The organism is Cellulomonas phragmiteti (assembly GCF_016862775.1).
GTDB lineage: Bacteria > Actinomycetota > Actinomycetes > Actinomycetales > Cellulomonadaceae > Cellulomonas > Cellulomonas phragmiteti.
In genome coordinates this window covers 223,838-249,410 of the sequence record NZ_BONP01000003.1, presented here as the reverse complement: position 1 = coordinate 249,410, position 25,573 = coordinate 223,838, and the positions used below count along the sequence as shown (strand labels likewise).

Here is a 25,573-nt window from a genome sequence, read left to right as displayed (position 1 = left end):
GGCGCGCACGCGCCGCACCGTGCGACCGGGCCCTACTGCGTGCCCGCGCGGCGCTTGTTGAGCAGGTCGAACGCGACGGCCAGCAGGAGCACCATGCCCTTGATGGCCATCTGCCACGACGGGTCGACCGACAGGATCGACAGCCCCATGTTGAGCACGCCCATGATCAGCGCCCCCACGATGGCGCCGGCGATCCGGCCGATGCCGCCCGTGACGGCCGCCCCGCCGATGAAGCACGCGGCGATCGCGTCGAGCTCGTAGTTCTGGCCCGCCGACGCGATGGCGGCGCCGGCGCGTGCGGTGGTGAAGACCGCGGCGGCCCCGGCGAGCAGACCCATGTTGACGAAGATCCAGAAGTCGACCTTGCGCGTGTTCACGCCGGACAGCGCCGCCGCCGCCCGGTTGCCGCCGATCGCGTAGATGTGCCGGCCGAAGACGGTGCGGCCCATGAGGAACGAGTAGGCGACGACGAGGACGCCGACGATGACCAGGACGATGGGAGTGCCACCGGCCGAGAACGACAGGATGACGGTGAGGATGCCGATGCCGACGGCGATCATCGCGATCTTCGCCAGGAACAGGCCGGACGCCTCCACGTGCAGGTCGTGCTTGCGCAGCGCGCTGCGCGCCCGCAGCTGGCTCACCACGATCGCGGCGACGGCCAGGGCGCCGATCACCAGCGTGACGACGTCCATGTTGTTGAGGAATCCCAGCACGTTGGGCAGGGACCCCTTGGAGATGCGGATGAACGAGGAGGGCAGGCCCGCGAGCGTCTCGCCGACCACCACGAGCGCGAGGCCGCGGAACACGAGCATGCCCGCGAGGGTCACGATGAACGCCGGGATGCCCACGTAGGCGACCCAGAACCCCTGCCAGGCACCGACGAGCGCGCCCAGCGCCAGGCCGACGAGCACCGCCACCAGCCAGGGGGCGTCGAAGTCGCGCATCGTCGTGGCCACGACGCCACCGACGAACGCGACGACGGAGCCCACCGACAGGTCGATGTGACCCGCGACGATGACCATGAGCATGCCGATCGCGAGCACCATGATGTGCGCGTTCTGCTGGAACAGCGCCGCGACGTTGTTGGCCAGCAGCAGCTTGCCGTCCGTCAGCACCTGGAACAGCAGGACGATGACGACCAGCGCACCGAAGATGCCGTACTGGCGCGCGTTGCCGCCCAGACCCTGCAGCCGCTGCCCGATCGACACGCGCGGCGCACCGGGCGGGGTCGGGGAGGGGACGTTGACGTCGGTGGTGGTGCTCATCGGGCGATCCCGTCCTTGTCCATCGTCATGAAGTGCATGAGGTGCTCCTGGGTCGCGTCGGCCCGGGCCACCTCGCCCGTGACACGGCCCTGGCTGAGCGCGTAGATGCGGTCGCAGACCCCGAGCAGCTCGGGCAGCTCGGAGGAGATGACGAGCACACCCTTGCCGGCGTCGGCCAGCCTGTTGATGATCGTGTAGATCTCGTACTTCGCGCCGACGTCGATGCCGCGCGTCGGCTCGTCGAGGATGAGCACGTCCGGGTCGGCGAAGAGCCACTTGGCCAGCACGACCTTCTGCTGGTTGCCGCCCGAGAGCTTGCCGACGAGCGCGGTCACCGTCGGTGTGCGGATGTTGAGGTCCTTGCGGTACCGCTCGGCGATCTTCGACTCCTCCTCGCGGTCCACGACACCTCCCCGCGAGAGCGTGCCGAGCGCCGCGGCCGAGATGTTGTGCTGGACGGTGTCGATGAGGTTCAGACCGAACCGCTTGCGGTCCTCCGTCGCGTACGCGATGCCGTGCCCGATGGCCTCCTGCACGCTCCCCGCCGTGACCTCCACGCCGTTCTTGAAGAGGCGTCCGGAGATGCGGGTGCCGTACGAGCGGCCGAAGACGCTCATCGCGAGCTCGGTGCGACCGGCGCCCATGAGACCCGCCAGGCCCACGATCTCGCCCCGGCGCACGGTCAGGCTCGCGCCGTCGACGACCTTGCGCGCCTGGTCGACGGGGTGGTGCACCGTCCAGTCCTCGATGCGCAGCACCTCCTCGCCGATGACGGGCGTGTGGTCGGGGAAGCGGTGGTCGAGCGGGCGTCCGACCATGCCGCGGATGATCCGCTCCTCGGTGACGGGGTCGTCGCCGTGCATGTCGAGCGACTCGATCGTCTGGCCGTCGCGGATGATCGTCGTGGTGTCGGCGATCTTCTCGATCTCGTTCAGCTTGTGGCTGATGATGATCGAGGTGATGCCCTCGCCACGCAGCCCCTCGATGAGCGCGAGCAGGTGCGCGCTGTCCTCGTCGTTGAGAGCGGCGGTCGGCTCGTCGAGGATGAGCAGGCGCACCTCCTTGGAGAGCGCCTTGGCGATCTCGACGAGCTGCTGCTTGCCGACACCGATGTCGCTCACGCGCGTGTCGGGCCGCTCCGCGAGGCCGACGCGTGCGAGCAGCCGCGACGCCTCGGCGTTGGTGCGGTTCCAGTCGACGACGCCGCGGGCCGCGCGCTCGTTGCCGAGGAAGATGTTCTCGGCGATCGACAGGTACGGCGAGAGCGCGAGCTCCTGGTGGATGATGACGATCCCCTGGCGCTCGGAGTCGCGGATGCCGCGGAACTCCTGGACCTCGCCGTCGAGGACGATCTCGCCGTCGTACGTGCCGTGGGGGTAGATGCCCGACAGCACCTTCATGAGCGTCGACTTGCCGGCGCCGTTCTCCCCGCAGATCGCGTGGATCTCGCCGCGGCGCACCGCCAGGGTGACGTCGGAGAGCGCCTTGACGCCGGGGAAGGTCTTGGTGATGCCGCGCATCTCGAGGATGTGCTCGGTGTCCATGTGTCCTCGCTGGATGGTCCGGACCGGCCGGAGGGGGTGGGGCGGCCGGCCGCGCGACCCGGGGGTCGCGCGGCCGGCGCGGTCTCACAGGCCGAGGTCCCCGGCGCCGTAGAAGCCCGAGTCGACGAGGATCTCGACGTTCTCCGGCGTGATGACCTGCGGCGGGAGCAGGTAGGTCGGGACGACCTTCTCGCCGTTGTCGTAGGTCTCCTCGTCGTTGACCTCGACGGTGTCGCCGTCGACGATCTGCTGGACCATCACGGCGACCTTGTCACCGAGCGTGCGGGTGTCCTTCCAGACGGACATGGACTGCTTGCCCGCGATCATGTTGAGGACGTTCGCCTGGTCGGCGTCCTGACCCGTGAGGATCGGGTAGCCCTCGCCGGGCGCGTAGCCGTTGCCCTCGAGCGCCTGGGCGATGCCCAGCGCGAGCGAGTCGTTGGGCGACAGCACGACGTCGACCTTGGCGCCGGCGGCGTAGAACGAGTTGAGACGGTTCTCCATCTCGCCCTGGGCGGTGTCCGAGCTCCAGCCCTGGACGCCGATGGACTGCCAGTCGTCGTTCGACGCCGGGGACTTGCCGGAGGGGACGACGAGCTTGCCGCTCTCCACGTACGGCAGCAGGATGTCCCAGGCACCGGCGAAGAAGAACTTCGCGTTGTTGTCGTCGGGCGACCCGGCGAAGGGCTCCAGGTTGAAGGGCCCGGCGGCGTTCTCGAGGTCGAGGGCCTCGACGATGAACTCACCCTGCATCTTGCCGACGCCGTAGTTGTCGAACGTCGCGTAGTAGTCGACGTTGGGGGTGTCGTTGATGAGGCGGTCGTACGCGATGACCGTGATGCCGGCGTCCGCCGCCTGCTCGAGGGTCGGCGCGAGGGCCGTGCCGTCGATCGAGGCGATGACGAGGATGTCGGCGCCCTGGTTGATCATGTTCTCCAGCTGGGTGATCTGCTGGTCGACCTTGTTGTCGGCGTACTGCAGGCTCGTCTCGTAGCCTGCGGACTGCAGCAGGCCCTCGAGGTGCGCACCGTCGCGGTTCCACCGCTCGAGGCTCTTGGTCGGCATCGCGATGCCGACCATGGTGTCCTCCGCGCCGCCGGCGCCGTCGGTGCTCCCCGTACCTGCGTCACGCTCGGTGCTGCAGGCCGCCATGGACCCGACGAGCACACCTGCGGCGACCATCGCGATCGCGCTCTTCTTCCACGCCAGTGACATCGTTGTCCGCTCCCTCTGTGCGCCGCTCGACGGTCGGGACGTCCGTCGTCCCGCCCACCCGGGCCGGCGACAGTGCCGGGGAGCCGGGTACGGCTTCGTGCTGCATTCAAGACCTGAAGGCTTCACGACGGCAAGGGCCGTGACCATTCCGTGTCCTGACCGATGCAGCAGGGTGGCGGACGCCACCCGTGTGGGTGAGCGCCCGGATCCTGGGGGCGATCACCCTGGCGGGTGCTCGATGTCTTCGAGCGGTGAAGTCATGGTCGCCCAGCCCCGAACCCGCGAGCGGCCGGTTCCACGAGCACCGCGACCGTCCGCGCCGGGACCACGACCGTCCCCGTGGCCCGGTCGTAGGTCGTGCCGCGCACGAACGGGTCGGTCCCGCCCGCCTGCACCGGTGACAGCACGTAGCGGCGGCCCGCCAGGACGTCGACGCGCTGCGCGGCGGGCGCGTCGGACGCGTTCACCACGACGAGCAGGCCGTCCAGCCGCCGGTCCACGTCCGCCCGCCACCGCCGGGCCGCACCGTCCCACCCGGGCCGGTCCTCGACGTGCATGACCACGACCCCGGGCGCCGCCTCGGGCCCCGAACCGGGGAACGTCACCTTCTGCCGGATCAGCGACGCGTCGCCCAACCGGAACAGGCGCGTCGAGGACCGCAGCTCCAGCAGCTCCGCCGCCGCGGTCGCGGCCGTCGAGATGTCGTCCGTCGACGGCACCAGGGCCGGGTCCGCCAGCAGCGGCTGCTGGTACGGCCACCTCGCCTCGTTGTCGGGCGCCGGGGGCAGCCCGCGGCCGAACCCGGTGGTCCGCCGCGAGAAGTCGAGGACGTTGAACCAGTCCCCCGAGTCGTAGGAGTTGCGGTCGAGCGACTTGCTGCGCAGCAGGTCGGCGCCCGCGTGCCAGAACGACGGGGTCTGCGCCAGGGTCACGGTGGCGAGCGAGACGGTGTTCATCCGCACCCGGTCCGCCATGGGGGTGTCCTGCGGCAGCTTGAGGGCGAGGTTGTCGAAGAGCGTCTCGTTGTCGTGCGCGTCGACGTAGGTGACGACCTCCTCCGGGGAGTCGGCGTACCCGGCGGGCTGCCCGTTGTAGTCGAGCTGGTCACCGCGGCGCACGGTGCCGTCGCTCGCGAGCAGCTCGTAGGCGCGCAGGTTGCCCGCCATGCCGAGCCGCACCAGGTCGGCCTGGTGCCGCACGCGGGCGAGCTGCTCGGCCTCGCTGCCGTTGACCGGCGCGCCGTTCGGGTCGGTGAAGGCACCCGAGCCGAACCCCTGCAGGCGCGGGTCCTCGTCGAACGGGCCACCGCCGCGGACCGCGTCGCGCAGCCGGTCGGAGAAGGTGCCGATCCCCGTCCCGCCGAGCTGGCCCTGCGTGGCCTGCTCGAACAGCCGGTCGTCGGCGACCTCGCCGAAGTTCCATCCCTCGCCGTAGAGGTACACCGCCCGGCCGTCGACGCCGTCGCGACGCGGCGTCAGCCGGTCGAGCGCGGCGCGCACCTTCTCCATCGACTGCCGCGAGTGGTGCCCCATGAGGTCGAACCGGAACCCGTCGACCTTGTGGTCCCGGGCCCAGGTGACCACCGAGTCGACCATCATCTTCTCGGCCAGGGCGTGCTCGGTGGCGACGTTCTGGCAGCACGTCGACGTCTCGACGCGCCCCTGGGCGTCCAGGCGGTGGTAGTACCCGGGCACGACGCGGTCGAGGACGCTCTGCGCGTCCTGGCCGCTGGCCGCCGTGTGGTTGAAGACCTGGTCGAGCACGACCTGCAGCCCGTCGGCGTGCAGCGCGCCGACCATCGAGCGGAACTCGGCGACGCGCGCGCCGCCGTGCGCGTCGACCGCGTACGAGCCCTCGGGCGCCGTCCAGTGCCACGGGTCGTAGCCCCAGTTGAACCCGTCCTGCGCGGCCACGGCGGCCACGCACGCCTGCTGCTCCGTCGAGTCGGGCGGCAGGGCCGCCAGGTCGCAGTCCGGCGTCGCCCGGGCCGCGCGGTCCTCCTCGATCGACGCGATGTCGAAGGTCGGCAGCAGGTGCACGGTCGTCAGGCCCGCGTCCGCGAGCGCGCGCAGGTGGTCGCGACCGTCGCTGCGGCGCACCGTGAACGCGCCGTACGTGCCGCGCAGCGCGGGCGGGACCGTGGCGTCGGAGACCGAGAAGTCGCGCACGTGCAGCTCGTAGATCGTCTGGTCCACGGGGCGGACGCGCGGCTGCGGGGTCCGCTCCCACTGCCGGGGGCGGTACCGCGGGTCGTCGAGGTCGACGAGCACGCCGTGCGTGCTGTTGAGGGTCAGTGCCACCGCGTACGGGTCGGTGACCCTGTTGACCTCGACCGCGCCCGTCGTCGGGGCGTACACGGTCACCTCCCACTCGTACGCCGCGCCGTCCCACGCACGCGGCCCCCGCACGGTCCACGTCCCGTCGGCCTCGCGCCGTGCGTCGGCGCGGACGGGCTCGACGGAGGTGTCGACGGCGCCGCGGCGGCCGGCCGGCCACACCAGGAGGTCGACGTCCTGCGCGGTCGGGGCCCACAGCGCGAGCGAGGGCGCGCCCTTCGCCCACGTGGTGCCGAGCGCGCGCCGCACCGCCCTGCCCGCGTACAGGTCGTCGAGCACCCCCGGGACCTGCACACCCGTGACGGCCTGCCCGGCCCCGTCCGCGCCGGCCTGCCGCACGAGGAGCTGGCCCCGCAGCACGCGCTCGACCGTGCGTCGGTCGGTGCCCACGCGCAGCGCGACGTAGCCGTCGAGCGCGGGGAACCGGGCGAGCTGGCGCGCCGTCAGGCCGCCCGCGACCGGCGTGAGGGCGATCACGTCACCGCCCGTGACCGCACCGTCGACGACGTCGAGCGACGCCTCGGAGGACGCGTGCAGCGTGAAGGCCAGCGTCGCCGGGTCGGTGCCGCTCGCGACGAACGACGCCGGCCAGGCGATCGTGCGCGCGTCGACCCAGTGCGCGGCGAGCTGCCCCGTGCCCGGCAGCGGCGGGTCCGCGGCGCCGACGGTGAGCACGTGGGTCGTCAGGTCGTAGGTGAACACCACCGGTGAGCCGCCCGGTGCCGAGAACGCGATGTTCGCGCCCCCGGGGACGCCGCCGGCGCCGTAGTTGACGGCCCACGACAGGCCGTGCGCGACCTTGACCTCGTACGTCCCGGCGGCCAGGTCCGGCAGCGTGAACGTGGCGGTGCCGTCCCCGTCGCCGTCGACCAGGGCGGTGGCCAGGCAGGCGGGGTCCCAGTCGCCCGCGCAGCCGGACTCGCTCTGGTAGGACCCCGGGAACGTGAGGAGCGGCCCCTGGGCGGAGGAGGTGACCTGGTGGGTCGTGGCGTCGTAGACGAACGTCACCTGCTGCGGACCCGCGCCCGTCACGGTGTAGGCGATGTTCGCGCCCCCGGGGGCGCCGCCCGCACCGTAGTTCTCGTCCCACGAGCCGCCGACGGCGACCTTGTACTCGTAGTCGCCGGGCGGGAGCGTGAACGTGCCGGAGTACACCAGTCCGTTGGGCGACGTCAGGCGTGCGGCCTCGCAGGCCGGCTGCCAGTCGCCCGGGCAGCCCATCGCGGCGTTGTGGCTGCCGGGCACGGTGACGAGGACATCCCCCGGGCCAGGCGGCGGGTCGACGCCGTCGACGGCCACGCCGACGCTCGCGTAGGTGGACGCGGCGCTGCGCCCGCCCGCGACGTCCTGGCGCACGGCGCGGTACTCCACGAGGGTGCCGGGCGCGAGGTCCGCGACGTCGTGGAACACGCGCGGCGCGGCGGTCTCGGCGGTGCCGAGCGGCGTGAAGTCGGCGTCGCCCACGACGCGGTACGCGAACGACGTCGTCGCGTACGCGTCGTCGACGGTCGCGGCCACGGGGACCAGGCCCGCGAGCGCGGCGCCCGCGCCCGGGGCGGACAACGTGATCGCGTCGTCGCCGGGGGCGACCCGGCCGTCGGCCCGCAGCACCACCGCGCCGAACTCGGGCACCGTGAGCGCGACCGTGCCGTCCGCCGCGGCGGTGACGGCCGCACCGTCGACCACCTCGGCCCCGGAGGTCGCCAGCAGGGGCGTGAACGTCCCGCCGGGGGTCAGCGTGTCGAGCGTGACGGCCACCGGTGCGGCCGCGTTGTTGAGCGCGACGAGGTGCTCGACGTGGTCGTCGCCGATGCGGGAGAACGCGTAGACGGCTCCCTCGGCGTGCCGCTCGACCTGCGCACCGGTCGTCAGCGCGGGCGTCGTCGCACGCAGGTCGGCGAGCGCGGCGACGTGCCGGTAGAGCGCGGCGTCCGTGTCGAACCGGTCGACCGACCCGGCGGGCGTGCCGTCGAGCAGCGCCTGGTCGGCGTACTCGGCCACCTGGGTGGCGAACATCGACTGGCGCGCGTCCTTGTCGGTGCCGCCCAGCGAGCCGTCGCCGACGAAGCCCTGCTCGTCGCCGTAGTAGACGACCGGCTGGCCGCGCGTGAGGTACATCAGGGCGTGTGCCAGGCCCGAGCGGGCCTGCGGGTCGTCCGCGTCCTTCACGGCGTACCCGATGCGCCCCATGTCGTGGTTGCCGAGGAACGTGGGCAGCGCCTGGGCGTTGCTCGTCGGGGTCGTGTAGAGGTCGTCGCTCGCGTACAGCGCCCGCAGGCCCGCGGCGGAGAAGCCCCGGGCGTAGCTCGCCGCGGCCGCCTGGAAGGAGAAGTCGAGGATCGCGTTCATGTCGGTGTCCCGCACGTAGGGCGCCGTCAGGGCCGCGTCGGCGTCGTACACCTCGCCGAACATGAAGAAGTCGGGGTTGCCGACCGACGCCGCGTGCTCCGCGATCTGCGTGGTGAACACGTCCCAGAACTCGTCGTCCACGTGCTTGACGGTGTCGATGCGGAAGCCGTCGATGCCGAGGTCCACCCACGCCTGGTAGACGTCGACGAACCCGTCGACGACCCGCGGGTGCTCGGTCATGAGGTCGTCGAGGCCGTCGAAGTCGCCGTGCGTGACGGACTCCCCCGTCCACGTCGAGTTGCCGCGGTTGTGGTAGAGCGTCGGGTCGTTGAGCCACGCCGGGACCTTGACGTCGGCGTCCGCGGGGTCGACCACGGGCGTGTACGGGAACGAGACCGCCGGGTCGAGCGCCGGGAAGTCGTCGGTCCCCGCGAAGTCCGCGGGGTCGAAGGGCACGCCTGCGGCGTCGCGGTACGGCTCGACCGACTGCTCGACGTACGTGTACCGGCCCTCGGCGTAGTCGATGACGTCGGCCGTGTGGTTGGTGATGATGTCGAAGAAGACCTTGATGCCGCGGGCGTGCGCGTCGTCGATGAGCGCCTCGAGCTCGGCGTTGGTGCCCAGGTGCGGGTCGATGCGCGTGAAGTCGGTGATCCAGTAGCCGTGGTAGCCGGCGGACGCGTCGGCGCCCGTGCCCTGGACGGGGCGGTTGAGGAAGGACGGCGTGAGCCAGATCGCCGTGGTGCCCAGGCCCTCGACGTAGTCGAGGCGCTCCCGCAGACCCGCCAGGTCCCCGCCGTGGTAGAAGCCCTTGTCGGTGGGGTCCAGGCCCGTGACCAGGCGGTCCCCGGTCAGCCCGCCGGTGTTGTTCGACGGGTCGCCGTCGGCGAAGCGGTCCGTGAGGACGAAGTAGAGCTGCTCGCCGGCCCCGGGGTCCCGCACCGGGTCGGCGACGAGGGCGGCGTCGGCGGCCGAGTAGCCGCCGGCGAGGTCGGGGACGACGACCGACGTGCGGCGGGTCGCGGCGTCGTAGGTGAAGGTCAGGTCGGCGGGGCCGGCCAGCACGAGCGGCGTGTTCGCGTCGGTCCCGTCGGCACCCGTCGACCCGTCCCAGGCGCCGTCGAGCGCGACCTTCCACTCGTGCGCCCCGCCGGGGACCGTGAACGTCGCCGAGAAGCGTCCGGGGACGTCGGTCGCGGTCAGTGCCGTGGCGCCGCAGGTGGGCTCCCAGTCGGCGGCGCACCCCAGCTCGTCCTGCAGGCTGCCCACGAGGGTCACCGAGCCGGCTGCTGCCGCGGCGGGCGGTCCGGCCGCGACGACCGCTCCCGAGACCGCGACCGCGGCGGCCGCGAGGGCGGCCGCGGTCCGCCGCCCGGGCAGGACGTGCCGCGCGGTGCGGCGGACGGTGGGACGTGGCAGAGCGGCGCCGACCATCGCGGACTCCTTCGTCGCGGCACGTCGTCGTGCCGTCGGTGGCTGTCCCCGCGACGGTAACCCCTTGCAACAACTTGCAGCAAGGGTTTCGGTCATTCCCGACGCACCGGACCCGTGGCGCGGCGCCGCACCCCGACGCCGCCACCGGTGCCAGCATGGCGACATGGGCACCGTCGACGACTACCTCGCCGGGCTGGACCCGGCCGATGCCGCCGTGATCGCGCACGTCTACGACGTCGCGCGCGAGCTCGTCCCCGACGCCACGCAGGGCCTCGGCTACGGCATGCCCGCGCTCGTCCACCGCGGCAAGCCGCTGCTGTCCGTCATGCCCGCCAAGCGTCACATCGGGGTGTACCCGTTCAGTCCCGCTGCGGTCGACGCCGCACGCGACGCGCTCCCCGGCGTCGACCTCGCGAAGGGCACGGTCCGGTTCGACCCGGCGCACCCCCTCCCCGACGACGCGATCCGCACGCTGGTCGCGGCGCGTCGCGACCAGATCGAGGCGTGACCCCGGCCGCGTCAGCCCTCCGCGAGCGCCGCGAACCGCGCGCGCACGGCGTCGTCGACGACCGTGTCGTCCACGTCGACGACCTTGTCGCGGCTCGTCGCGCCCGTCACCAGGGTGACGTGGCGGCGTCGCACGCCCAGCGCCTGCGCCAGCGCCGCGAGCGCGGCCTCGGTCGCGGCACCGTCCACCGCGCGCGCCCCCACCGCCACGACCAGCGCGCCGCCGTGACGCCCCCCGACGCGGGTGCGCGAGGCACCGGGTCGCACCCGGATCGCGATCCGCACCCGCCCACCTCCGAGCGCCGCCCTGGGGCCGGCGGGGGCCGGCGGCACCTCAGGTCAGCGGCGACGCCAGCGACCGTAGCAGCGCCGCGGAGTCCGCGACGGCACCGAAGACCCCACCCTGCATCGTCACCATCTTCAGCGCCGCGAGGTAGTTGCCGTGGTCGGTCGCACCCGTGCAGTCGGACAGCAGCAGGCACTCGTACCCGCGGTCGTTGGCGTCCCGCATGGTCGTGTGCACGCACACGTCGGTCGTGATCCCGGTGAGGATGATGTGCGTGATCCCGCGGTTGCGCAGCACCAGGTCGAGGTCGGTCGCGTAGAACGACCCCTTGCCGGGCTTGTCGATGACGACCTCCCCCGGCAGCGGCGCGACCTCCGGGACGATCTGCCACCCGGGCTCGCCGCGCGTGAGGATGCGCCCGCAGGGGCCGACGTCGCCGATCCCGGCGTCGATGCGGCGGGACCGCCAGAGCTTGTTCGCCGGCAGGTCCGACAGGTCCGGCCGGTGCCCCTCGCGGGTGTGCAGCACGTGGAACCCGAGCTCCCGGACGACGCCCAGGAGCCGCGCGGTCGGCGCCAGGCCGGCCCGGGTGAGCGACAGGTCGTAGCCCATCGCGTCGACGTACCCGCCCGGGCCGCAGAAGTCCTGCTGCCAGTCGATGTTGAGCACGGCCGTCGTCGACGGCGAGAACGTCCCGTCGAACGGCCACGCGTAGGGGTCGGCCTCGACGGGGCCGAACGACGTGCCCACGGTCGTCGGTGCCGGGGCGGAGGTCAGCTGGTCGGTCACGGCAGGTCTCCTGACGTCGGTGCGGGACCCGACCCGGCGGTCACCGGGGCGGCGGGCGGTGCGGGGAGGACGGGCGGTGCCGGGAGGACGGGCGCTGCCGGTGCGGTGGCCACGGTCCGGGCCCGCGTCAGGGCGTCGACCACCGCGTCCGTCGTCCCGACCGCACCGAAGATGCCGCCGGACATCTCCACGGACGACACGGCCGCCGCCACGAGGTCCGGGTCGGCCGGCTCGCACGCGTCGACGACGAGCAGGCACTCGTACCCCCGGTCGTTCGCGTCGCGCAGGGTCGAGTGCACGCACGTCTCGAGCCCCACCCCGGCGAGCAGCAGACGCCGCACGCGGCCCAGCCGCAGGACGAGGTCGAGGTCGCTCGCGTGGAACCCGTCGACCCCGCCGGCCACGAGCGCGACGTCGGGGACGAGACCGCGCAGGACCCCCGGCGCCGGCGGGTGCACGGGCGTCGCGGGGTGCACGGGCGTCGCCCGGCGCGGTGGGACGGACGCGCCCGGCGGCGGGGCCGTCGTCGTGACCGCCAGGACCGGCCCTCCCGCCCGCCGGACCGCCGCCGCGAGCCGCGCGACCCGTCCGGCGACGGACGACGGGAGTGCACCGTCCGCCGCCACGACGACGAGCAGCGCGGTCGCGGCGCCGCGCAGGTCGGCGTCGAAGGGCCAGGGGTAGGGGGTGGTGCCGGGGACGTGCGGACTCATGGCGCTCCCTGCGGCGGGTCGGGGCCCGGGACCGACCGACGCGGCCGGCCCCGGGCGGGCGGTCAGGACACGGTGCCGACGACACCCTCGACGAAGTAGTCCATCTGCTCGATGACGTCGACGGACGGCGTCTCGCCCTCCGGCACGACGACCGAGCCGTCCTGGGCGAGGACCGGGCCGGTGAACGGGCTGCCCCCCGCGGCCAGGTCGGCCGCCGCGGCCGCGACCAGCGCCTTCGTCGCGTCGGTGACGCTCGGGCCGAAGGCGGAGGCGACGAACGGGTTCTCCCCGCCGGCCATCGCCGCGCGGTAGTTGCCGTTGAACTCGCTGCCCACGAAGTCGCCGGCGACGGCCGTCCGCACGATCTGCGTGTAGAGCGGCCCCCAGTCCCACTCGGACCCGGTGAGCCAGCCCTCGGGCGCCAGGCTGGAGGCGTCCGCGTGGTACCCGACCGTGAACGCCCCGGCGGCCTCGGTCGCCTCGATGACGGTCTTGGTGCAGTCCTGGTGCTGCGTCATCACGTCGACGCCCGAGGCGAGGAGCGACGCCGTGCGGTCGGCCTGCGTCGCGGGGTCGCACCACGAGGTCGTCGAGACGGCCGTGACCGTCGCGTCGGGCCGCACGGACCGTGCACCGAGGGTGAACGCGTTGATGTTCGCGAGCGTCTGCGGGATCGGGATCGCGTAGACGTAGCCGAGCTTGCCGGTCCGCGTCGCGGCACCCGCGGCGATCCCCGCGAGGTACACGGGCTCGTAGACGCTGCCGAAGTAGGTGCCCATGTTCGGCGGGGCGGGGTCGAGCAGCCCACCCTGGTGGACGACGACGACCTCGGGGTGCGCCGCCGCGACCTGCCGGGCGGCGTCCAGGTGCCCGTAGCTGGTCGCGAAGAGGATGGTGGCGCCCTGCGCGACCATGCTCTCCATCGTGGTGGCCGCCGTGTCGTCCTCGGGGATGTTGTAGGCGTCGAGCACCTCGATCCCGGGGAACTCCGCGCGCAGCGCCTCCACCCCCTGGTGGACGGCCTGGTTGTAGCCGAAGTCGTCACGCGGGCCGACGGCGATGACGCCGATCTTCGTCGCCCCCTCCCCCGGCGCGACGTCGGACGCCGCCGCGGGCGCGCCGCCGCCGGACGCGCCCGAGGCGGCCGGGCTGCAGGCGGCGAGGACGGCGACCACGGCGGCCGCCACGGTGGCCGCCACGGCGGCACGGACGGTACGGGTGCGCAGCATGGGTGTCCTTCCTGTCCGGCCGGGGGCCGGGGTCGCGGGACGTGCGGGGAGGTGGGTGATCGGTCGGGTGGGTGGTCGGGGGCGGGGCGTGCTCACGCCGCTCGGCTGCTGTCGAAGACGCGCAGCAGCTCGTCCGGGGCGGCCTGCAGCGTGCGTCTGCCGAGGACGGCCAGGACGGCCAGGGTGAGGACGAACGGCACGAGGTTGAGGGCGAACTGGTTGACGGCGACGCCCGCGGTCTGCAGGACGGACGCCAGGGACAGCGCCGCACCGAAGAGGTAGGCGCCGGCCATGATCCGCAGCGGGTTCCACATCGCGAAGATGACCAGGGCGACCGCGATGAACCCGCGACCGGCGACCATGTTCTCGAACCAGCTGTTGGTGTAGGCGATGGACAGGTGCGACCCGGCGACGCCCGCCAGCGCGCCGCCGACCACCGTCGCGCCGTACCGCACGGCGGTGACGCTGTACCCGTGCACCTGGAGCGCCTGCGGGCGCTCCCCCGCCGTGCGCACGAGCAGCCCGACGCGGGTGCGGTACAGGACCCACCACACCAGCGGCGCCGCGACGTACGCGACGTAGACGAGCGGGTCGTGGTCGAACAGGACCGGGCCGACACCGGGGATCTCGGAGAGCACCGGCACCGGGACGGTCGCGAAGGCGTTGATCTGGCGGCTGACGAAGCCCGCACCGAACAGCGCGGTGACGCCCAGGGCGAGGAAGTAGAGGGTCAGGCCGCTCGCGAACTGGTTGGCCCCGCGGCTCACGACGAGCACCGCGTGGACGAGACTGAGCAGCGCACCCGCGAGCGCACCACCCAGCACGCCGATCCACGGGTCACCGGTGCCGGCCGTCACGGCGTACCCGCCGAGCGCCCCGACGAGCATCGCGCCCTCGGTGCCGAGGTTGACGACACCGGCCCGCTCGGACACCGTCTCGCCCAGCCCGGCGTACATGATGGAGGTCCCGCCGCGCACCGCGCCCGCGAGGATGTCGATGATCACGCGCGCTCCTTCCGTGCGCTCGTCCAGCCGAGGACGGTGACGAGCAGCAGGCCCATGAGGATGTTGACGCTCGCGGCCGGCAGCCCCGAGCCGATCTGCAGGCTGTTGCCGGACACGGCGATCGCTGCCAGCACGAACGACGTCAGCAGCAGGGGCAGCGGCTTGTGCCGGGCGAGCCACGACGCCAGGAACGCGACGTAGCCGATCGTCAGGCCGAAGGTCGGGCGCAGCTTGTACTCCATGCCCGCGAGCTGCAGGAACCCGGCGAGTCCGGCCAGCGCCCCGCCGATGAGCAGGGCGGTGAGCAGCAGCCGCACGACCGGCAGCCCCGCCCGGCGCGCGGCCTCGGCGTTGCCCCCGACCACCGTGAGGCGGAAGCCCCAGGACGTACGGGTCAGGGCGAACCACACCGCCGCGGCGGCGACGACGGCGAGCACGACACCGACGTGGATCGACGTGCCGGAGAACACGGGGAGCTTGACGGAGTCGACCAGCTCGACGCTGGTCGACTGCCCGAGCGCCGCCGGGTCCTTCCAGGGCCCGAGGATGAGGAAGAGCATCGAGTAGAGGGCGACGTAGTTGAGGAGCAGGGTGGTCACGGCCTCGTTGACCTGCACGACCAGACGCAGCGCCGCCGCGATCCCGGCCCAGGCCGCACCGGCGAGCGCCGCGGCCACGACCATGCCCGCCAGCACGCCACCGACCGACGAGAACGGCGTGAGCCACATCGCGGCACCCGCGGCGGCGATGCCGCCGACGACGATCTGCCCCTCGCCCCCCACGTTGACCAGGCCGGCGCGCGCGGGCACCACGACCGCGAGCCCCGCGAGGGCGATCGGGGCGGCCCGCAGCACGATCTGCTGGAACTGACCGGGCTGGGTGAGCGTCGAGGTCCAGATGTCGGCGAGGACCGCCAGCGGGTCCGCGCCGTTCGCGGCCACGAACGCGCTGAACACGACGAGCCCGGCGAGCAGCGCACCGGCCCAGCGCGCCGCGCCCGGCAGCCAGGCCGTCGCGGACCGCGCGCGCGACGGCCACGACGTGGGCCCGGGCGGCGGGTCGACGCCCGCGGGGGCGTCCTGCGTGACCGGCTGCGTCCCGGCCCGGGTCCCCTGGCTCACGCGGCACCTCCGAGCATCAGGCGGCCGATCGACATCCGGTCGGCGTCCGCGGTGTCGACCACGCCGACGACGTGGCCGTCGTGCATGACCGCGATGCGGTCCGCGAGGGCGAGGAGCTCGTCGATGTCCTCCGAGACGACCAGCACGGCCGCGCCGCGGTCGCGGTGCGCGAGCAGCAGCTCCTGCGTCCGCCGGGTGTTCGCGACGTCCAGCCCGCGGCTCGGGTAGGCCGCGACGACGACCGTCGCGTCCTGGCCGAGCTCGCGCGTCAGGACGACCCGCTGGATGTTGCCGCCCGACAGCGAGGCGAGCTGCCGTCCGCGCGGGGCGATGTGCAGGCCCGCCTGCTCGTCGAGCTGCCGGGTCCGGGCCTCGACGGCTCCCCAGTCGACGCCGAGCCCGCGCCGGGGGACGGGCCGCCCGTCGAGGACCATGTGCTCCAGCACCGTCAGCCCGGGCACGACCGAGTCCGCGACGGGGTCCTCGGGGATCGTCACGGCTCCCTGGTCGAGCGCGGTGCGGACGCTCAGCCGCCCGGGCTCGCCGTCGCCGAGGCGCACGGTCCCCGACGCGAGCGGACGCAGCCCCAGCGCGACCTCGCACAGCTCCTTCTGCCCGCTGCCGGCCACGCCGGCGACACCGACGAGCTCCCCGGGGCGCACGTCGAGGTCGACACGCTTGAGCGCGACGTGCCCGCGGTCGCCCTGCGCGGTCGCGCCGCGCAGCTCCAGGGCCGGGCGCTCGGTGTCCGGCACGGGTGGGCGCTCCTGCGAGAGCGGAGGCACGCGCCGCCCGACCATGGCCTCCACCAGCTCCTCGTCCGTGAAGCCCCCCGGGTCGGCGGCTCCGACGATCACGCGTCCCCCGCGCAGGACCGTGACCTGGTCGGCGATCGCCCGGACCTCGTTGAGCTTGTGCGTGACGAGCACGACCGCCAGCCCCTGGTCGCGCAGCTGCGCGACGACCTCGAAGAGCGCGTCGACCTCGCGCGGCGCCAGCACGCTGGTGGGCTCGTCGAGGATGACGAGCCGCGCCCCGGTCATGAGGACCTTGAGGATCTCGGTGCGCTGGCGCTCGCCGATGGACAGGTGGCGCACCGTCGCCGCCGGGTCGACGGACAGCCCGTAGCGCTCGGACGCCTCGGTGACGCGCGCCGAGAGCGCCCGCAGGCCGAGCAGCGGTCCCCGGGGCAGGGCGAGGGCGATGTTCTCGGCCACGGTCAGCGCGGGCACCAGGCGCAGGTCCTGGAAGACCATGCCGATGCCGAGCGCACGGGCGTCCGCCGGGCTGCCGGGCTCGACGGGCGCGCCGTCGACGTAGAGCCGGCCCTCGTCGGGGGTGTAGACGCCGTACAGCATCTTCAGCAGCGTGCTCTTGCCGGCGCCGTTCTCCCCGATCAGCCCGTGCACCGTGCCCGGGAGCACGGTCAGGTCGACGTCGGCGTTGGCGACCACGTCACCGAAGCGCTTGGTGAGGCTGCGGGCCTCGAGCAACGCGGGCGGCTTGCCGACCCGGCTGGCGGCGCGGACGACCGGCTCGGCTGTCATGGCCGTGCCGCTCCGCGGGCGCGCGGTGGTGTATCCACCGCAGTATCCCTGCGTGTATCCACGCGCCACAACGTAGGAGCGGGATGTTTCGGACAGAGGTGCGTGACGTAACGGCTCCGTATCTGACGCAGCGGGCCGGCCGGCGGGTCGGGACGTCGCGACCCGCGCGCCCTAGGCTCGCGCCATGCCGCCGCCCCGCGTCCTGCTCGTGCACGGCGCGGCGACGACCGCCCGGGTCTGGGACCGCCTCGTGCCGCTGCTGACCGGCCTCGACGTCGTCGCGGCCACCCGCCCCAGCACCGGGGACCTGCGGCGCGAGCTCGACGCGCTCGGCGACGCCGCGGGCGCTCTCGTCGTGGGGGTCAGCGGCGGCGCGACCCTCGGCCTGGCGCTCGCCGCGACCGACGTCCCGCTCGCCGGGGCGGTGCTGCACGAGCCCGCCGTCGGGTCGCTCGTCCCCGGCCTGCTCGACCACGTCGTCGAGGGCTGGCGCACCGGCGGCGTCGCCGGCTTCGGGGCCGCGCTGTACGGGCCGACCTGGCGGATCGACGACGCACCCGACGACCACGCCGCCGTCGGCCGCGACCTGGCGATGTTCCGCGCGTTCGAGCCCGCCGCGCCCGGCGCAGGCCAGGGCCCCGTCCTCGTCACCGTGGGGGGGCGCTCACCCCGGCCGCGCCACACCGCCGCTGCCGAGCTGCACCGCCGGTACGGCGTCGCCGTCCGGGTGCTCCCGGGCTGCGGGCACTACGTCCAGCACGACGCCCCGCACGCGCTCGCCGCGGTCGTCCGCGAGATGGCACGGGTGGCGGCGGGCTGAGTGCCCGCCGCCACCACCCGCCGCCACCGCCCGGCACGGGAGCCGGGCCGACGGCGTCAGACCAGCCCGAGCGCCCGCACCGCCTCGCGCTCCTCGACGAGCTCGGCCACCGAGGCGTCGATGCGCTCGCGCGAGAACGCGTCGACCTCCAGGTCCGGCACGATCGTGTACGCGCCGCCCGCGGCGGTGACGGGGAACGACGAGATGAGCCCCTCCGGCACGCCGTACGACCCGTCGGACACCACGCCCGCAGACGTCCAGTCACCGTCGGCCGTGCCGTGGACCCAGGTGTGGACGTGGTCGATGGCCGCGTTGGCCGCCGACGCCGCCGAGGACGCGCCGCGCGCCTCGATGATGGCGGCGCCCCGCTTGGCGACCGTGGGGATGAACGTGTCCCGCACCCAGGCGTCGTCGCCGACGACCTCGAGCGCGGGGCGCCCGGCGATGGTCGCGTGCGTGAGGTCCGGGTACTGCGTCGCCGAGTGGTTGCCCCAGATCGCGAGGCGGGCGATGTCGTCGATCGCCGCGCCCGTGCGGTGCCGCAGCTGCGCGAGCGCCCGGTTGTGGTCCAGCCGCGTCATCGCGGTGAAGCGGTCCGCCGGGACGTCGGGTGCGTGCGACGACGCGATGTACGCGTTCGTGTTGGCGGGGTTGCCGACGACCAGGACGCGCACGTCGTCCGCGGCCCCGGCGTTGATCGCCGCGCCCTGCGGGCCGAAGATGCCGCCGTTGGCGCTGAGCAGATCACCGCGCTCCATGCCCTTGGTCCGGGGCCGGGCGCCCACCAGCAGCGCGACGTTGACGCCGTCGAACGCGGCGGTGGCGTCGTCGGTGATGTCGATGCCGTCCAGCAGCGGGAACGCGCAGTCGTCGAGCTCCATCGCGACACCCTCGGCGGCCTTCACGGCGGGCGGGATCTCCAGCATCCGCAGCCGCACGGGCGTGTCCGGGCCCAGGAGCTGGCCCGAGGCGATGCGGAAGGCGAGGGCGTACCCGATCTGACCGGCGGCGCCGGTGACGGTGACGACAGCGGGCGTGGTGAGCGACACGGACGGGCTCCTTCGGTCGGCCGGCAGACGGCGCGACGTCCCGACGTCCACGCCTGCGTCGAACCTACCCGAGGCGCACGCACGACGGCGCCCTCCCGTGCGGGAGGACGCCGTCGGTGACCGTCGTGCGCGGCGCGTCAGGCCAGGCGCGCGGCGAGGTTCTCGTCGAGCGCGGCGAGGAACTCCTCGGTCGTCAGCCAGGCCTGCTCGGGGCCGACGAGGGACGCGAGGTCCTTGGTCATCTTGCCGCTCTCGACCGTCTCGATGACGACCTGCTCGAGGGTCTGCGCGAACTGCGTGACCTCGGGCGTGCCGTCGAGCTTGCCGCGGTGCTTGAGGCCGCCGGTCCACGCGAAGATCGACGCGATCGGGTTCGTCGACGTGGGCTTGCCGGCCTGGTGCTGCCGGAAGTGGCGCGTGACCGTGCCGTGCGCGGCCTCCGCCTCGACGGTCTTGCCGTCCGGCGTCATGAGCACCGAGGTCATGAGGCCGAGCGAGCCGAAGCCCTGCGCGACGGTGTCGGACTGGACGTCGCCGTCGTAGTTCTTGCACGCCCAGACGTAGCCGCCCTCCCACTTCATCGCGGCGGCGACCATGTCGTCGATCAGGCGGTGCTCGTAGGTCAGGCCGGCGGCGTCGAAGTCCGCCTTGAACTCGGCCTCGAACACCTCCGCGAAGATGTCCTTGAACGCACCGTCGTACGCCTTGAGGATCGTGTTCTTGGTCGACAGGTACACGGGGTACCCGCGCTGCAGGCCGTACGCGAACGAGGCGCGCGCGAAGTCGCGGATCGACTCGTTGAAGTTGTACATGCCCATGGCGACGCCGCCGGCCTCGGGCATCGTCACGACCTCGAACTTCTGCGGCTCGGAGCCGTCGGCCGGCTCGAACGTCATCGTGATCTTCCCGGCGCCGGGCACCTTGAAGTTCGTCGACTTGTACTGGTCGCCGTGGGCGTGCCGGCCGATGATGATCGGCTTGTTCCAGCCCGGGACCAGCCGCGGGATGTTCGAGATGATGATCGGCTCGCGGAAGACGACGCCGCCGAGGATGTTGCGGATCGTGCCGTTGGGCGAGACCCACATCTTCTTCAGGCCGAACTCCTCGACGCGGGCCTCGTCGGGCGTGATCGTCGCGCACTTGACCCCGACGCCGTGCTCCTTGATGGCGTGGGCCGCGTCGATCGTCACCTGGTCGTCGGTGGCGTCGCGGTTCTGGATCGACAGGTCGTAGTAGCGCAGGTCGATGTCGAGGTACGGGTGGATCAGGCGGTCCTTGATGAACTGCCAGATGATGCGCGTCATCTCGTCGCCGTCGAGCTCGACGACCGGGCCGACGACCTTGATCTTCGCCATGCGGGGGCCTGCCTCCTGTGCCGTGGGTGTGCCGCCCAGGTTACTCGACGTCGAGAGACCTGGGAGGTCCCGTCCGCCCCGGCGCGGGCCCGGGACCCGCATCCCTGCGCACGCACAGCCCGGGCTGGCATGCTGTGCCCTGCGTAGTTCGCCCCGTTGTCGTCGCACCGCACCCACCCTCCGGGCCCGGCACGACGACGCGGCACCGACCGGTGGCTCACCCACCTCACACGACAGGACCGACATGTCCCAGCAGAAGCCTCAGACACCCGAGGACTCCCCCGAGCCCGAGGACACCACCCCCGCCAGCACCCCCGCCGAGCCGGTCGAGGAGGTCGTCGTCGAGGAGGTCGTCGTCGCCGAGCCCGCCGCGCCGCGGACCGCCGCCGCCGTCGTCGAGGAGGACGACGACGACGCCTACGTGCTGCCCGCCGGGACCGTCGTCGCTGCCGGACCGGGCCTGCTCGCGCGCCTCGGCGCCGAGGCGCTCGGCACCTTCGTCCTCGTCCTCGTCGGCGTCGGCATCGCCCTGTACGCCGCGTTCTCCAACGTCGGCGGCGGTCTCGGCGTCGCCCTCGGCTTCGGCATCGCGGTCCTGGCGGGCATCGTCGCCGTCGGCAACGTCTCGGGCGGGCACTTCAACCCCGCCGTGACCCTGGGCGCCTGCCTCGCCGGTCGCACCCCGTTCCGCGACCTGCTGCCCTACTGGCTCGCGCAGGTCGTCGGCGGCGCGCTCGGCGCGGCCGTCCTGTTCCTCACCGTGCCGCCCGCCCTGCCGGGCCTCGTCAGCCAGGGCGGCGAGGCCGGGGTCCGCACGTTCTTCAGCGGCACCGCCAACGGGTTCGGCGACCACTCCCCCCTGGCGACGCTGTCGCAGGGCCAGGCCGAGTTCGGCCTCGTCGCCGCGCTCCTCGTCGAGGTCGTCGGCACGGCCGTGTTCGTCGGCGTCATCCTCGGCGCCACCGACCGCCGCGCGAACAAGCAGCACCTGCCGTTCGCCGTGGGCCTGACCTACACGGCGCTGCTGCTGCTCGCGCTGCCGGTGACCAACGGCTCGCTCAACCCGGCACGCTCGCTCGCCGCGGCGATCTTCTCCGAGTCGTGGGCGCTGGAGCAGGTGTGGCTCTTCTGGGCCGCGCCGCTCCTCGGCGCCGCGATCGCGGCGCTGGTCTACCGCGCCTTCGCGGCCGAGCCCCTCGAGGACTCGCTGTTCGCCGAGGACGACCTGTACGTCGCCGAGGAGGACGTGGTCGTCGTCGACCGCTGACACCCCCGCACGACGGCCCCGGGAGCACGGCTCCCGGGGCCGTCGTCGTCCTGGCGGGTCCGTCGGCGACTCAGCCCGGCGGCAGGACCGACGCCAGCACCACCAGCGTGGCCGCGCTCCCGGCGAGGACCGCGACGTCGAGCGGCTTGGAGCGCACCGAGACCGCCGCGGGTCCGGGAGCCGGGGCGAGGGCCCGCACGACCGCCGACGCGAGCAGCAGCAGCGCGAGCGCGAACGTCCCGACGACGGCGTCCGTCACGAACGCCACGGCCACGGCCACGACGATCCCCGACATCGTCCACCACAGGGACCTGTTGCGGCCGGCCGCGAGCGCGGCACGCGCGATGCTGCGCGGGTCGAGCGGGAGCTCCTCCGCGGGGACCTCGGCGGCTGCGGGTGGCTCCGGCCGTGTCGCCACGGGGGGCGCGGCGGACGGTGCCGCGAGGGACGCCGGCACCGTCGGGGGAACGGGCCGCGAGGGCCACACCGGACCCGGCAGTCCGGCGGCGGGGGTGCGCGCGGGCGTCGACATCCGTGCGCTCCCTCCGTGCGTCGTGGGCACCGCACGGCCGGGAGGACGCCCGGGTCGGTGACCGGACGCGCCCGCCGACGTGCGCGGCGGACCCAGCGTACCGCTGTGCCACCCTCGTTACGGTGAACCCCGTGACCGACCCGCGACGCGCCCCCCTCCCCCCGGCCGACGTCCTCGTGGTCGGTGGCGGTCTCGCCGCGCTGCGGACCGTCGCCGCGCTGCGGGACCACGGCTACGACGGCCCGGTGCGCCTGCTGGGGGCCGAGGGCGTCGCGCCCTACGACCGGCCGCCGCTGTCCAAGCACCTGCTCGACCGGTCCTCGCCCGCCTGGCTCGCCGACGACCTCGGCCACGACCTGCACGCGCTCGCCGACGAGGTGCACCTGGCCCGCCCGGCCCGCGCCCTGCGCCCGCTGGCCGGGGGCGGCGCGGTCGTCACCACCGACGAGGGGGAGCTGACGTCGTCGTGCGTCGTGCTGGCGACCGGTGCGCACGCCACGACCGTGCCCGGCTGGCACGCACGCACGCTGCACACCGCCGCCGACGCCGACGGCCTGCGCGCGGCGCTGGCGGGCGGGCCGCGCCGGCTCGTCGTCGTCGGTGCGGGCTGGGTGGGCGCCGAGGTCGCCGGGGTCGCCGCGGCGGCGGGGCACGCCGTGACCGTGCTCGAGGCGCAGGCCGCGCCGTTGTCGACGGCGCTCGGCGCGCAGGTCGGCGCCCTGACGGCACCCTGGTACGCGGCCGCGGGGGTGGACCTGCGCACGTCCGCGCGGGTGGCCACCGTGGACGGCACCGGGATCCTGCTCGCGGACGGCTCGCGGCTGGCTGCGGACGCGGTGCTCGTCGCCGTGGGGGCGCGTCCCGCGACCAGGTGGCTGGCGGACGCCGTGCCGCTGCGCGCCGGCGCCGTGGCCGTCGACGAGTCGTACCGGGTGCTGGGGCCGTCCGGCCCGCTGCCGGGGCTGCTGGCGGTCGGCGACGTCGCCGTGCGGCGCTCGGCCCGGCACGGCTGGGTGCCCGGCGGGCACTGGGACGAGGCCCTGCACGGCCCCGACGTGCTGGTGCGCCGGCTGCTCGGGGTGCCGGTCGAGGGCCCCGAGCCCACGCCCTACGTGTTCTCCACGCAGCTCGGGCACGACCTGACGATGTTCGGTCTGCCGGGGGCCGAGGACCGCGTGACCGTGCTGGGCGATCCGACGGGCACCGGGTGGACGGCGCTGTGGGCGCGCGGGGACCTCGTCACCGGCGCGCTCGTCGTGGACCGGCCGCGCGACGTCGGCGCGGCCCGCCGCCTGTTCGCGCGTGACGACCTGCCCCGCGTCGTCCTGCCGGACGCGCCCGGTCCGGACGACGACCTGCGGACCGTGCTGCGGACGTCACCGGCGACGTGAGCGGCCCCGGGCCGCCCTCCCCGCCGGGGAGGGCGGCCGGGCGCGTCAGTGCGCGAAGTGCCGGGTGCCGGTGAGGTACAGCGTGACGCCCGCCGCGGCCGCGGCCGCGACGACCTCCTCGTCGCGGACCGACCCGCCCGGCTGGACGACGGCGCGCACGCCCGCGTCGAGCAGCACCTGCAGCCCGTCGGCGAACGGGAAGAACGCGTCGGACGCGGCGACGGCGCCGCGTGCCCGCTCGACGCCGCCCGCGTTCGCGCGCTCGACGGCCAGCCGGCAGGAGTCGACGCGGTTGACCTGCCCCATGCCCACGCCCACGGACGCACCCTGGTCGGCGAGCAGGATCGCGTTGGACTTCACGGCCCGCACGGCCCGCCACGCGAACGCCAGGTCGGCCAGCGTCGCGTCGTCCGCGGGCTCGCCCGCCGCCAGGGTCCACGCGGCGGGGTCGTCGCCCGGGGCGTCGAGGCGGTCGACCGCCTGCACGAGCAGCCCCCCGGAGACGGGGCGCGTCTCGGTCCGGGACGCGGGCGGGGCCTCGACGACGAGGAGCCGGATGTTCTTCTTCTGCGCGAGCAGGTCGAGCGCGTCGTCGTCGAACGCGGGGGCGACGACGACCTCGGTGAACACGGGCGCGATCTGCTCGGCCGCCGCGCGCGTCAGGCGCTGGTTGGTGGCGATGACCCCGCCGAACGCCGAGACCGGGTCGCAGGCGTGCGCCCGGGCGTGGGCGTCGGCGACGTCCGCGCCCACGGCGATCCCGCACGGGTTCGCGTGCTTGACGACCGCGACCGTCGGGGCGTCGCCGTGGTCGTGCGCGGCGCGCCACGCGGCGTCGGCGTCGACGTAGTTGTTGTAGCTCATCGCCTTGCCGTGCAGCTGACGGGCCTGCGCGAGCCCGGCCGGGCCGTGGCCGGTCGTGTAGAGCGCGGCACGCTGGTGCGGGTTCTCGCCGTAGCGCAGCACGTCGGCGCGCTCCCAGGTCGCGCCGATCCAGGCCGGGAACCCGGTCGCCACGCCCGCGACCTCGTCGGTCGTCGTGGCGACGCTGCCCATCCAGGACGCGACGGCCACGTCGTAGGAGGCGGTGTGGACGAAGGCCTGCGCGGCCAGGCGCGTGCGCTCGGCGAGCGTGAAGCCCCCGGCGGCGACCGCGGCGACGACGTCGTCGTAGCGGGCCGGGTCGACGACGACGGCGACGCTCGGGTGGTTCTTGGCCGCGGCCCGCACCATCGAGGGGCCGCCGATGTCGATCTGCTCGACGCACTCGTCGACGCCCGCGCCGGACGCCACGGTCTGCGTGAACGGGTACAGGTTGACGACGACGAGCTCGAACGCCGCGACGCCCAGCTCGTCGAGCTGTGCGACGTGCTCGGGGCGGCGGGTGTCCGCGAGGATCCCCGCGTGCACCCGCGGGTGCAGGGTCTTGACGCGCCCGTCCAGGCACTCGGGGAAGCCGGTGACGTCCTCGACGCGCGTCACGGGGACGCCCGCGGCGGCCACGGTCGCGGCCGTCGAGCCGGTCGAGACGAGCTCGACGCCGGCCGCGTGCAGCGCCGTCGCCAGCTCGACGAGGCCGGACTTGTCGTAGACCGAGAGCAGCGCACGACGCACGGGGCGGCGCGTGGCGTCGGCGGTCGGGTCGGGGACGGGGGCGAGGGGGGTGGTGCCGTGCGGCATGGCGCGCCTTCCTGGGTCGGTCGGTGGTCCGGGCGGACCTCGGTGGACCCCGGCACCCAGGCGGGCGGTGCACGGCAGGGGGTGTGCGCGGTCGCTCCCCGGTGGTCCTCCACCTGCGCCAGTCACGACCGCGGCCG

19 protein-coding genes and 1 riboswitch are annotated in these 25,573 nt (G+C 74.1%); of the genes, 4 read left to right on the top strand and 15 right to left on the bottom strand.

The annotated features are described in order from the left end of the window. Positions 1 to 32: 32 nt before the first annotated feature. From mmsB to pulA, 4 genes are all read right to left on the bottom strand, one after another. On the bottom strand, positions 33 to 1,268 hold the full coding sequence (gene mmsB, locus Cph01nite_RS04465; protein ID WP_203671477.1) for a multiple monosaccharide ABC transporter permease: 1,236 nt from the start codon (positions 1,266 to 1,268) through the stop codon (positions 33 to 35). Then, on the bottom strand, positions 1,265 to 2,812 hold the full coding sequence (gene mmsA / locus Cph01nite_RS04460; protein ID WP_203671475.1) for a multiple monosaccharide ABC transporter ATP-binding protein: 1,548 nt from the start codon (positions 2,810 to 2,812) through the stop codon (positions 1,265 to 1,267). Before mmsA ends, mmsB begins: the two co-directional genes overlap by 4 nt. 84 nt (positions 2,813 to 2,896) lie before the next feature. After that, positions 2,897 to 4,027 carry a multiple monosaccharide ABC transporter substrate-binding protein gene (gene chvE / locus Cph01nite_RS04455; RefSeq protein WP_203671471.1) on the bottom strand — a complete coding sequence of 377 codons (1,131 nt, stop codon included), beginning with the start codon at positions 4,025 to 4,027 and terminating at the stop codon, positions 2,897 to 2,899. A gap of 257 nt (positions 4,028 to 4,284) precedes the next feature. Continuing rightward, positions 4,285 to 10,146, bottom strand: coding sequence for a pullulanase-type alpha-1,6-glucosidase (gene pulA / locus Cph01nite_RS04450; RefSeq protein ID WP_203671469.1), 5,862 nt, complete (start codon positions 10,144 to 10,146; stop codon positions 4,285 to 4,287). A gap of 163 nt (positions 10,147 to 10,309) precedes the next feature. On the opposite strand from pulA, the gene Cph01nite_RS04445 reads away from it, so the two are divergent. Continuing rightward, complete coding sequence (locus tag Cph01nite_RS04445) at positions 10,310 to 10,654, top strand: iron chaperone (RefSeq protein ID WP_203671462.1); 345 nt, start codon at positions 10,310 to 10,312, stop codon at positions 10,652 to 10,654. 11 nt (positions 10,655 to 10,665) lie between these two features. Here the strand turns inward: Cph01nite_RS04445 and Cph01nite_RS04440 are convergent, their stop codons facing one another. From Cph01nite_RS04440 to Cph01nite_RS04410, 7 genes are all read right to left on the bottom strand, one after another. After that, positions 10,666 to 10,938: a DUF167 domain-containing protein gene (locus tag Cph01nite_RS04440; RefSeq protein ID WP_203671461.1), complete on the bottom strand. Its 273-nt coding sequence runs from the start codon at positions 10,936 to 10,938 to the stop codon at positions 10,666 to 10,668. 49 nt (positions 10,939 to 10,987) lie between these two features. Further along, positions 10,988 to 11,728: a biuret amidohydrolase gene (gene biuH / locus Cph01nite_RS04435; RefSeq protein WP_239069020.1), complete on the bottom strand. Its 741-nt coding sequence runs from the start codon at positions 11,726 to 11,728 to the stop codon at positions 10,988 to 10,990. Beyond that, positions 11,725 to 12,441: an isochorismatase family protein gene (locus Cph01nite_RS04430; protein WP_203671460.1), complete on the bottom strand. Its 717-nt coding sequence runs from the start codon at positions 12,439 to 12,441 to the stop codon at positions 11,725 to 11,727. The genes biuH and Cph01nite_RS04430 overlap by 4 nt, the downstream gene beginning before the upstream one ends. 62 nt (positions 12,442 to 12,503) lie before the next feature. Further along, a complete protein-coding gene (locus Cph01nite_RS04425) occupies positions 12,504 to 13,670 on the bottom strand; it encodes a BMP family ABC transporter substrate-binding protein (protein WP_203671456.1) in 1,167 nt (388 codons plus the stop codon). A 92-nt stretch (positions 13,671 to 13,762) separates the two neighbouring features. Continuing rightward, positions 13,763 to 14,674, bottom strand: a complete 912-nt coding sequence (locus Cph01nite_RS04420) for an ABC transporter permease (RefSeq protein WP_203671454.1) — start codon at positions 14,672 to 14,674, stop codon at positions 13,763 to 13,765. Continuing rightward, the gene (locus tag Cph01nite_RS04415; protein WP_203671453.1) at positions 14,671 to 15,795 is read right to left on the bottom strand and encodes an ABC transporter permease; all 1,125 of its coding nucleotides are present in this window, start codon (positions 15,793 to 15,795) and stop codon (positions 14,671 to 14,673) included. Before Cph01nite_RS04415 ends, Cph01nite_RS04420 begins: the two co-directional genes overlap by 4 nt. Next, complete coding sequence (locus tag Cph01nite_RS04410; protein WP_203671452.1) at positions 15,792 to 17,342, bottom strand: ABC transporter ATP-binding protein; 1,551 nt, start codon at positions 17,340 to 17,342, stop codon at positions 15,792 to 15,794. The genes Cph01nite_RS04415 and Cph01nite_RS04410 overlap by 4 nt, the downstream gene beginning before the upstream one ends. Before the next feature lie 184 nt (positions 17,343 to 17,526). On the opposite strand from Cph01nite_RS04410, the gene Cph01nite_RS04405 reads away from it, so the two are divergent. After that, complete coding sequence (locus tag Cph01nite_RS04405; protein ID WP_203671451.1) at positions 17,527 to 18,162, top strand: alpha/beta fold hydrolase; 636 nt, start codon at positions 17,527 to 17,529, stop codon at positions 18,160 to 18,162. Positions 18,163 to 18,218: 56 nt separating this feature from the next. Here Cph01nite_RS04405 and Cph01nite_RS04400 read toward each other — a convergent pair whose 3' ends face one another. Continuing rightward, a complete protein-coding gene (locus Cph01nite_RS04400; protein ID WP_203671450.1) occupies positions 18,219 to 19,211 on the bottom strand; it encodes a malate dehydrogenase in 993 nt (330 codons plus the stop codon). Positions 19,212 to 19,348: 137 nt separating this feature from the next. Continuing rightward, positions 19,349 to 20,566, bottom strand: a complete 1,218-nt coding sequence (locus Cph01nite_RS04395; protein ID WP_203671448.1) for an NADP-dependent isocitrate dehydrogenase — start codon at positions 20,564 to 20,566, stop codon at positions 19,349 to 19,351. Between the two features lie 244 nt (positions 20,567 to 20,810). Here Cph01nite_RS04395 and Cph01nite_RS04390 point away from each other — a divergent pair, with 244 nt between their 5' ends. Then, positions 20,811 to 21,833 (top strand): aquaporin, encoded by a 1,023-nt coding sequence (locus Cph01nite_RS04390; protein ID WP_203671447.1) that lies wholly within the window; start codon positions 20,811 to 20,813, stop codon positions 21,831 to 21,833. A gap of 70 nt (positions 21,834 to 21,903) precedes the next feature. On the opposite strand, the gene Cph01nite_RS04385 is transcribed toward Cph01nite_RS04390, so the two are convergent. Beyond that, positions 21,904 to 22,365 (bottom strand): DUF3017 domain-containing protein, encoded by a 462-nt coding sequence (locus tag Cph01nite_RS04385; RefSeq protein ID WP_203671445.1) that lies wholly within the window; start codon positions 22,363 to 22,365, stop codon positions 21,904 to 21,906. 131 nt (positions 22,366 to 22,496) lie between these two features. On the opposite strand from Cph01nite_RS04385, the gene Cph01nite_RS04380 reads away from it, so the two are divergent. Further along, the gene (locus Cph01nite_RS04380) at positions 22,497 to 23,756 is read left to right on the top strand and encodes an NAD(P)/FAD-dependent oxidoreductase (protein ID WP_203671443.1); all 1,260 of its coding nucleotides are present in this window, start codon (positions 22,497 to 22,499) and stop codon (positions 23,754 to 23,756) included. A 45-nt stretch (positions 23,757 to 23,801) separates the two neighbouring features. On the opposite strand, the gene purH is transcribed toward Cph01nite_RS04380, so the two are convergent. Further along, positions 23,802 to 25,436 carry a bifunctional phosphoribosylaminoimidazolecarboxamide formyltransferase/IMP cyclohydrolase gene (purH, locus tag Cph01nite_RS04375; protein WP_203671442.1) on the bottom strand — a complete coding sequence of 545 codons (1,635 nt, stop codon included), beginning with the start codon at positions 25,434 to 25,436 and terminating at the stop codon, positions 23,802 to 23,804. 47 nt (positions 25,437 to 25,483) lie between these two features. Next, positions 25,484 to 25,572, bottom strand: a riboswitch (ZMP/ZTP riboswitch). Position 25,573 lies beyond the last annotated feature (1 nt).

Bases quoted from the DNA above. Each gene is read 5' to 3' on its own strand.
- Cph01nite_RS04385 (WP_203671445.1), bottom strand. From the start codon at position 22,365: ATGTCGACGCCCGCGCGCACCCCCGCCGCCGGACTGCCGGGTCCGGTG.
- pulA (WP_203671469.1), bottom strand. From the start codon at position 10,146: ATGGTCGGCGCCGCTCTGCCACGTCCCACCGTCCGCCGCACCGCGCGG.
- mmsA (WP_203671475.1), bottom strand. From the start codon at position 2,812: ATGGACACCGAGCACATCCTCGAGATGCGCGGCATCACCAAGACCTTC.
- Cph01nite_RS04445 (WP_203671462.1), top strand. From the start codon at position 10,310: ATGGGCACCGTCGACGACTACCTCGCCGGGCTGGACCCGGCCGATGCC.
- Cph01nite_RS04410 (WP_203671452.1), bottom strand. From the start codon at position 17,342: ATGACAGCCGAGCCGGTCGTCCGCGCCGCCAGCCGGGTCGGCAAGCCG.
- Cph01nite_RS04430 (WP_203671460.1), bottom strand. From the start codon at position 12,441: ATGAGTCCGCACGTCCCCGGCACCACCCCCTACCCCTGGCCCTTCGAC.
- Cph01nite_RS04395 (WP_203671448.1), bottom strand. From the start codon at position 20,566: ATGGCGAAGATCAAGGTCGTCGGCCCGGTCGTCGAGCTCGACGGCGAC.
- chvE (WP_203671471.1), bottom strand. From the start codon at position 4,027: ATGTCACTGGCGTGGAAGAAGAGCGCGATCGCGATGGTCGCCGCAGGT.
- purH (WP_203671442.1), bottom strand. From the start codon at position 25,436: ATGCCGCACGGCACCACCCCCCTCGCCCCCGTCCCCGACCCGACCGCC.
- Cph01nite_RS04390 (WP_203671447.1), top strand. From the start codon at position 20,811: ATGTCCCAGCAGAAGCCTCAGACACCCGAGGACTCCCCCGAGCCCGAG.
- Cph01nite_RS04405 (WP_203671451.1), top strand. From the start codon at position 17,527: ATGCCGCCGCCCCGCGTCCTGCTCGTGCACGGCGCGGCGACGACCGCC.
- Cph01nite_RS04425 (WP_203671456.1), bottom strand. From the start codon at position 13,670: ATGCTGCGCACCCGTACCGTCCGTGCCGCCGTGGCGGCCACCGTGGCG.
- mmsB (WP_203671477.1), bottom strand. From the start codon at position 1,268: ATGAGCACCACCACCGACGTCAACGTCCCCTCCCCGACCCCGCCCGGT.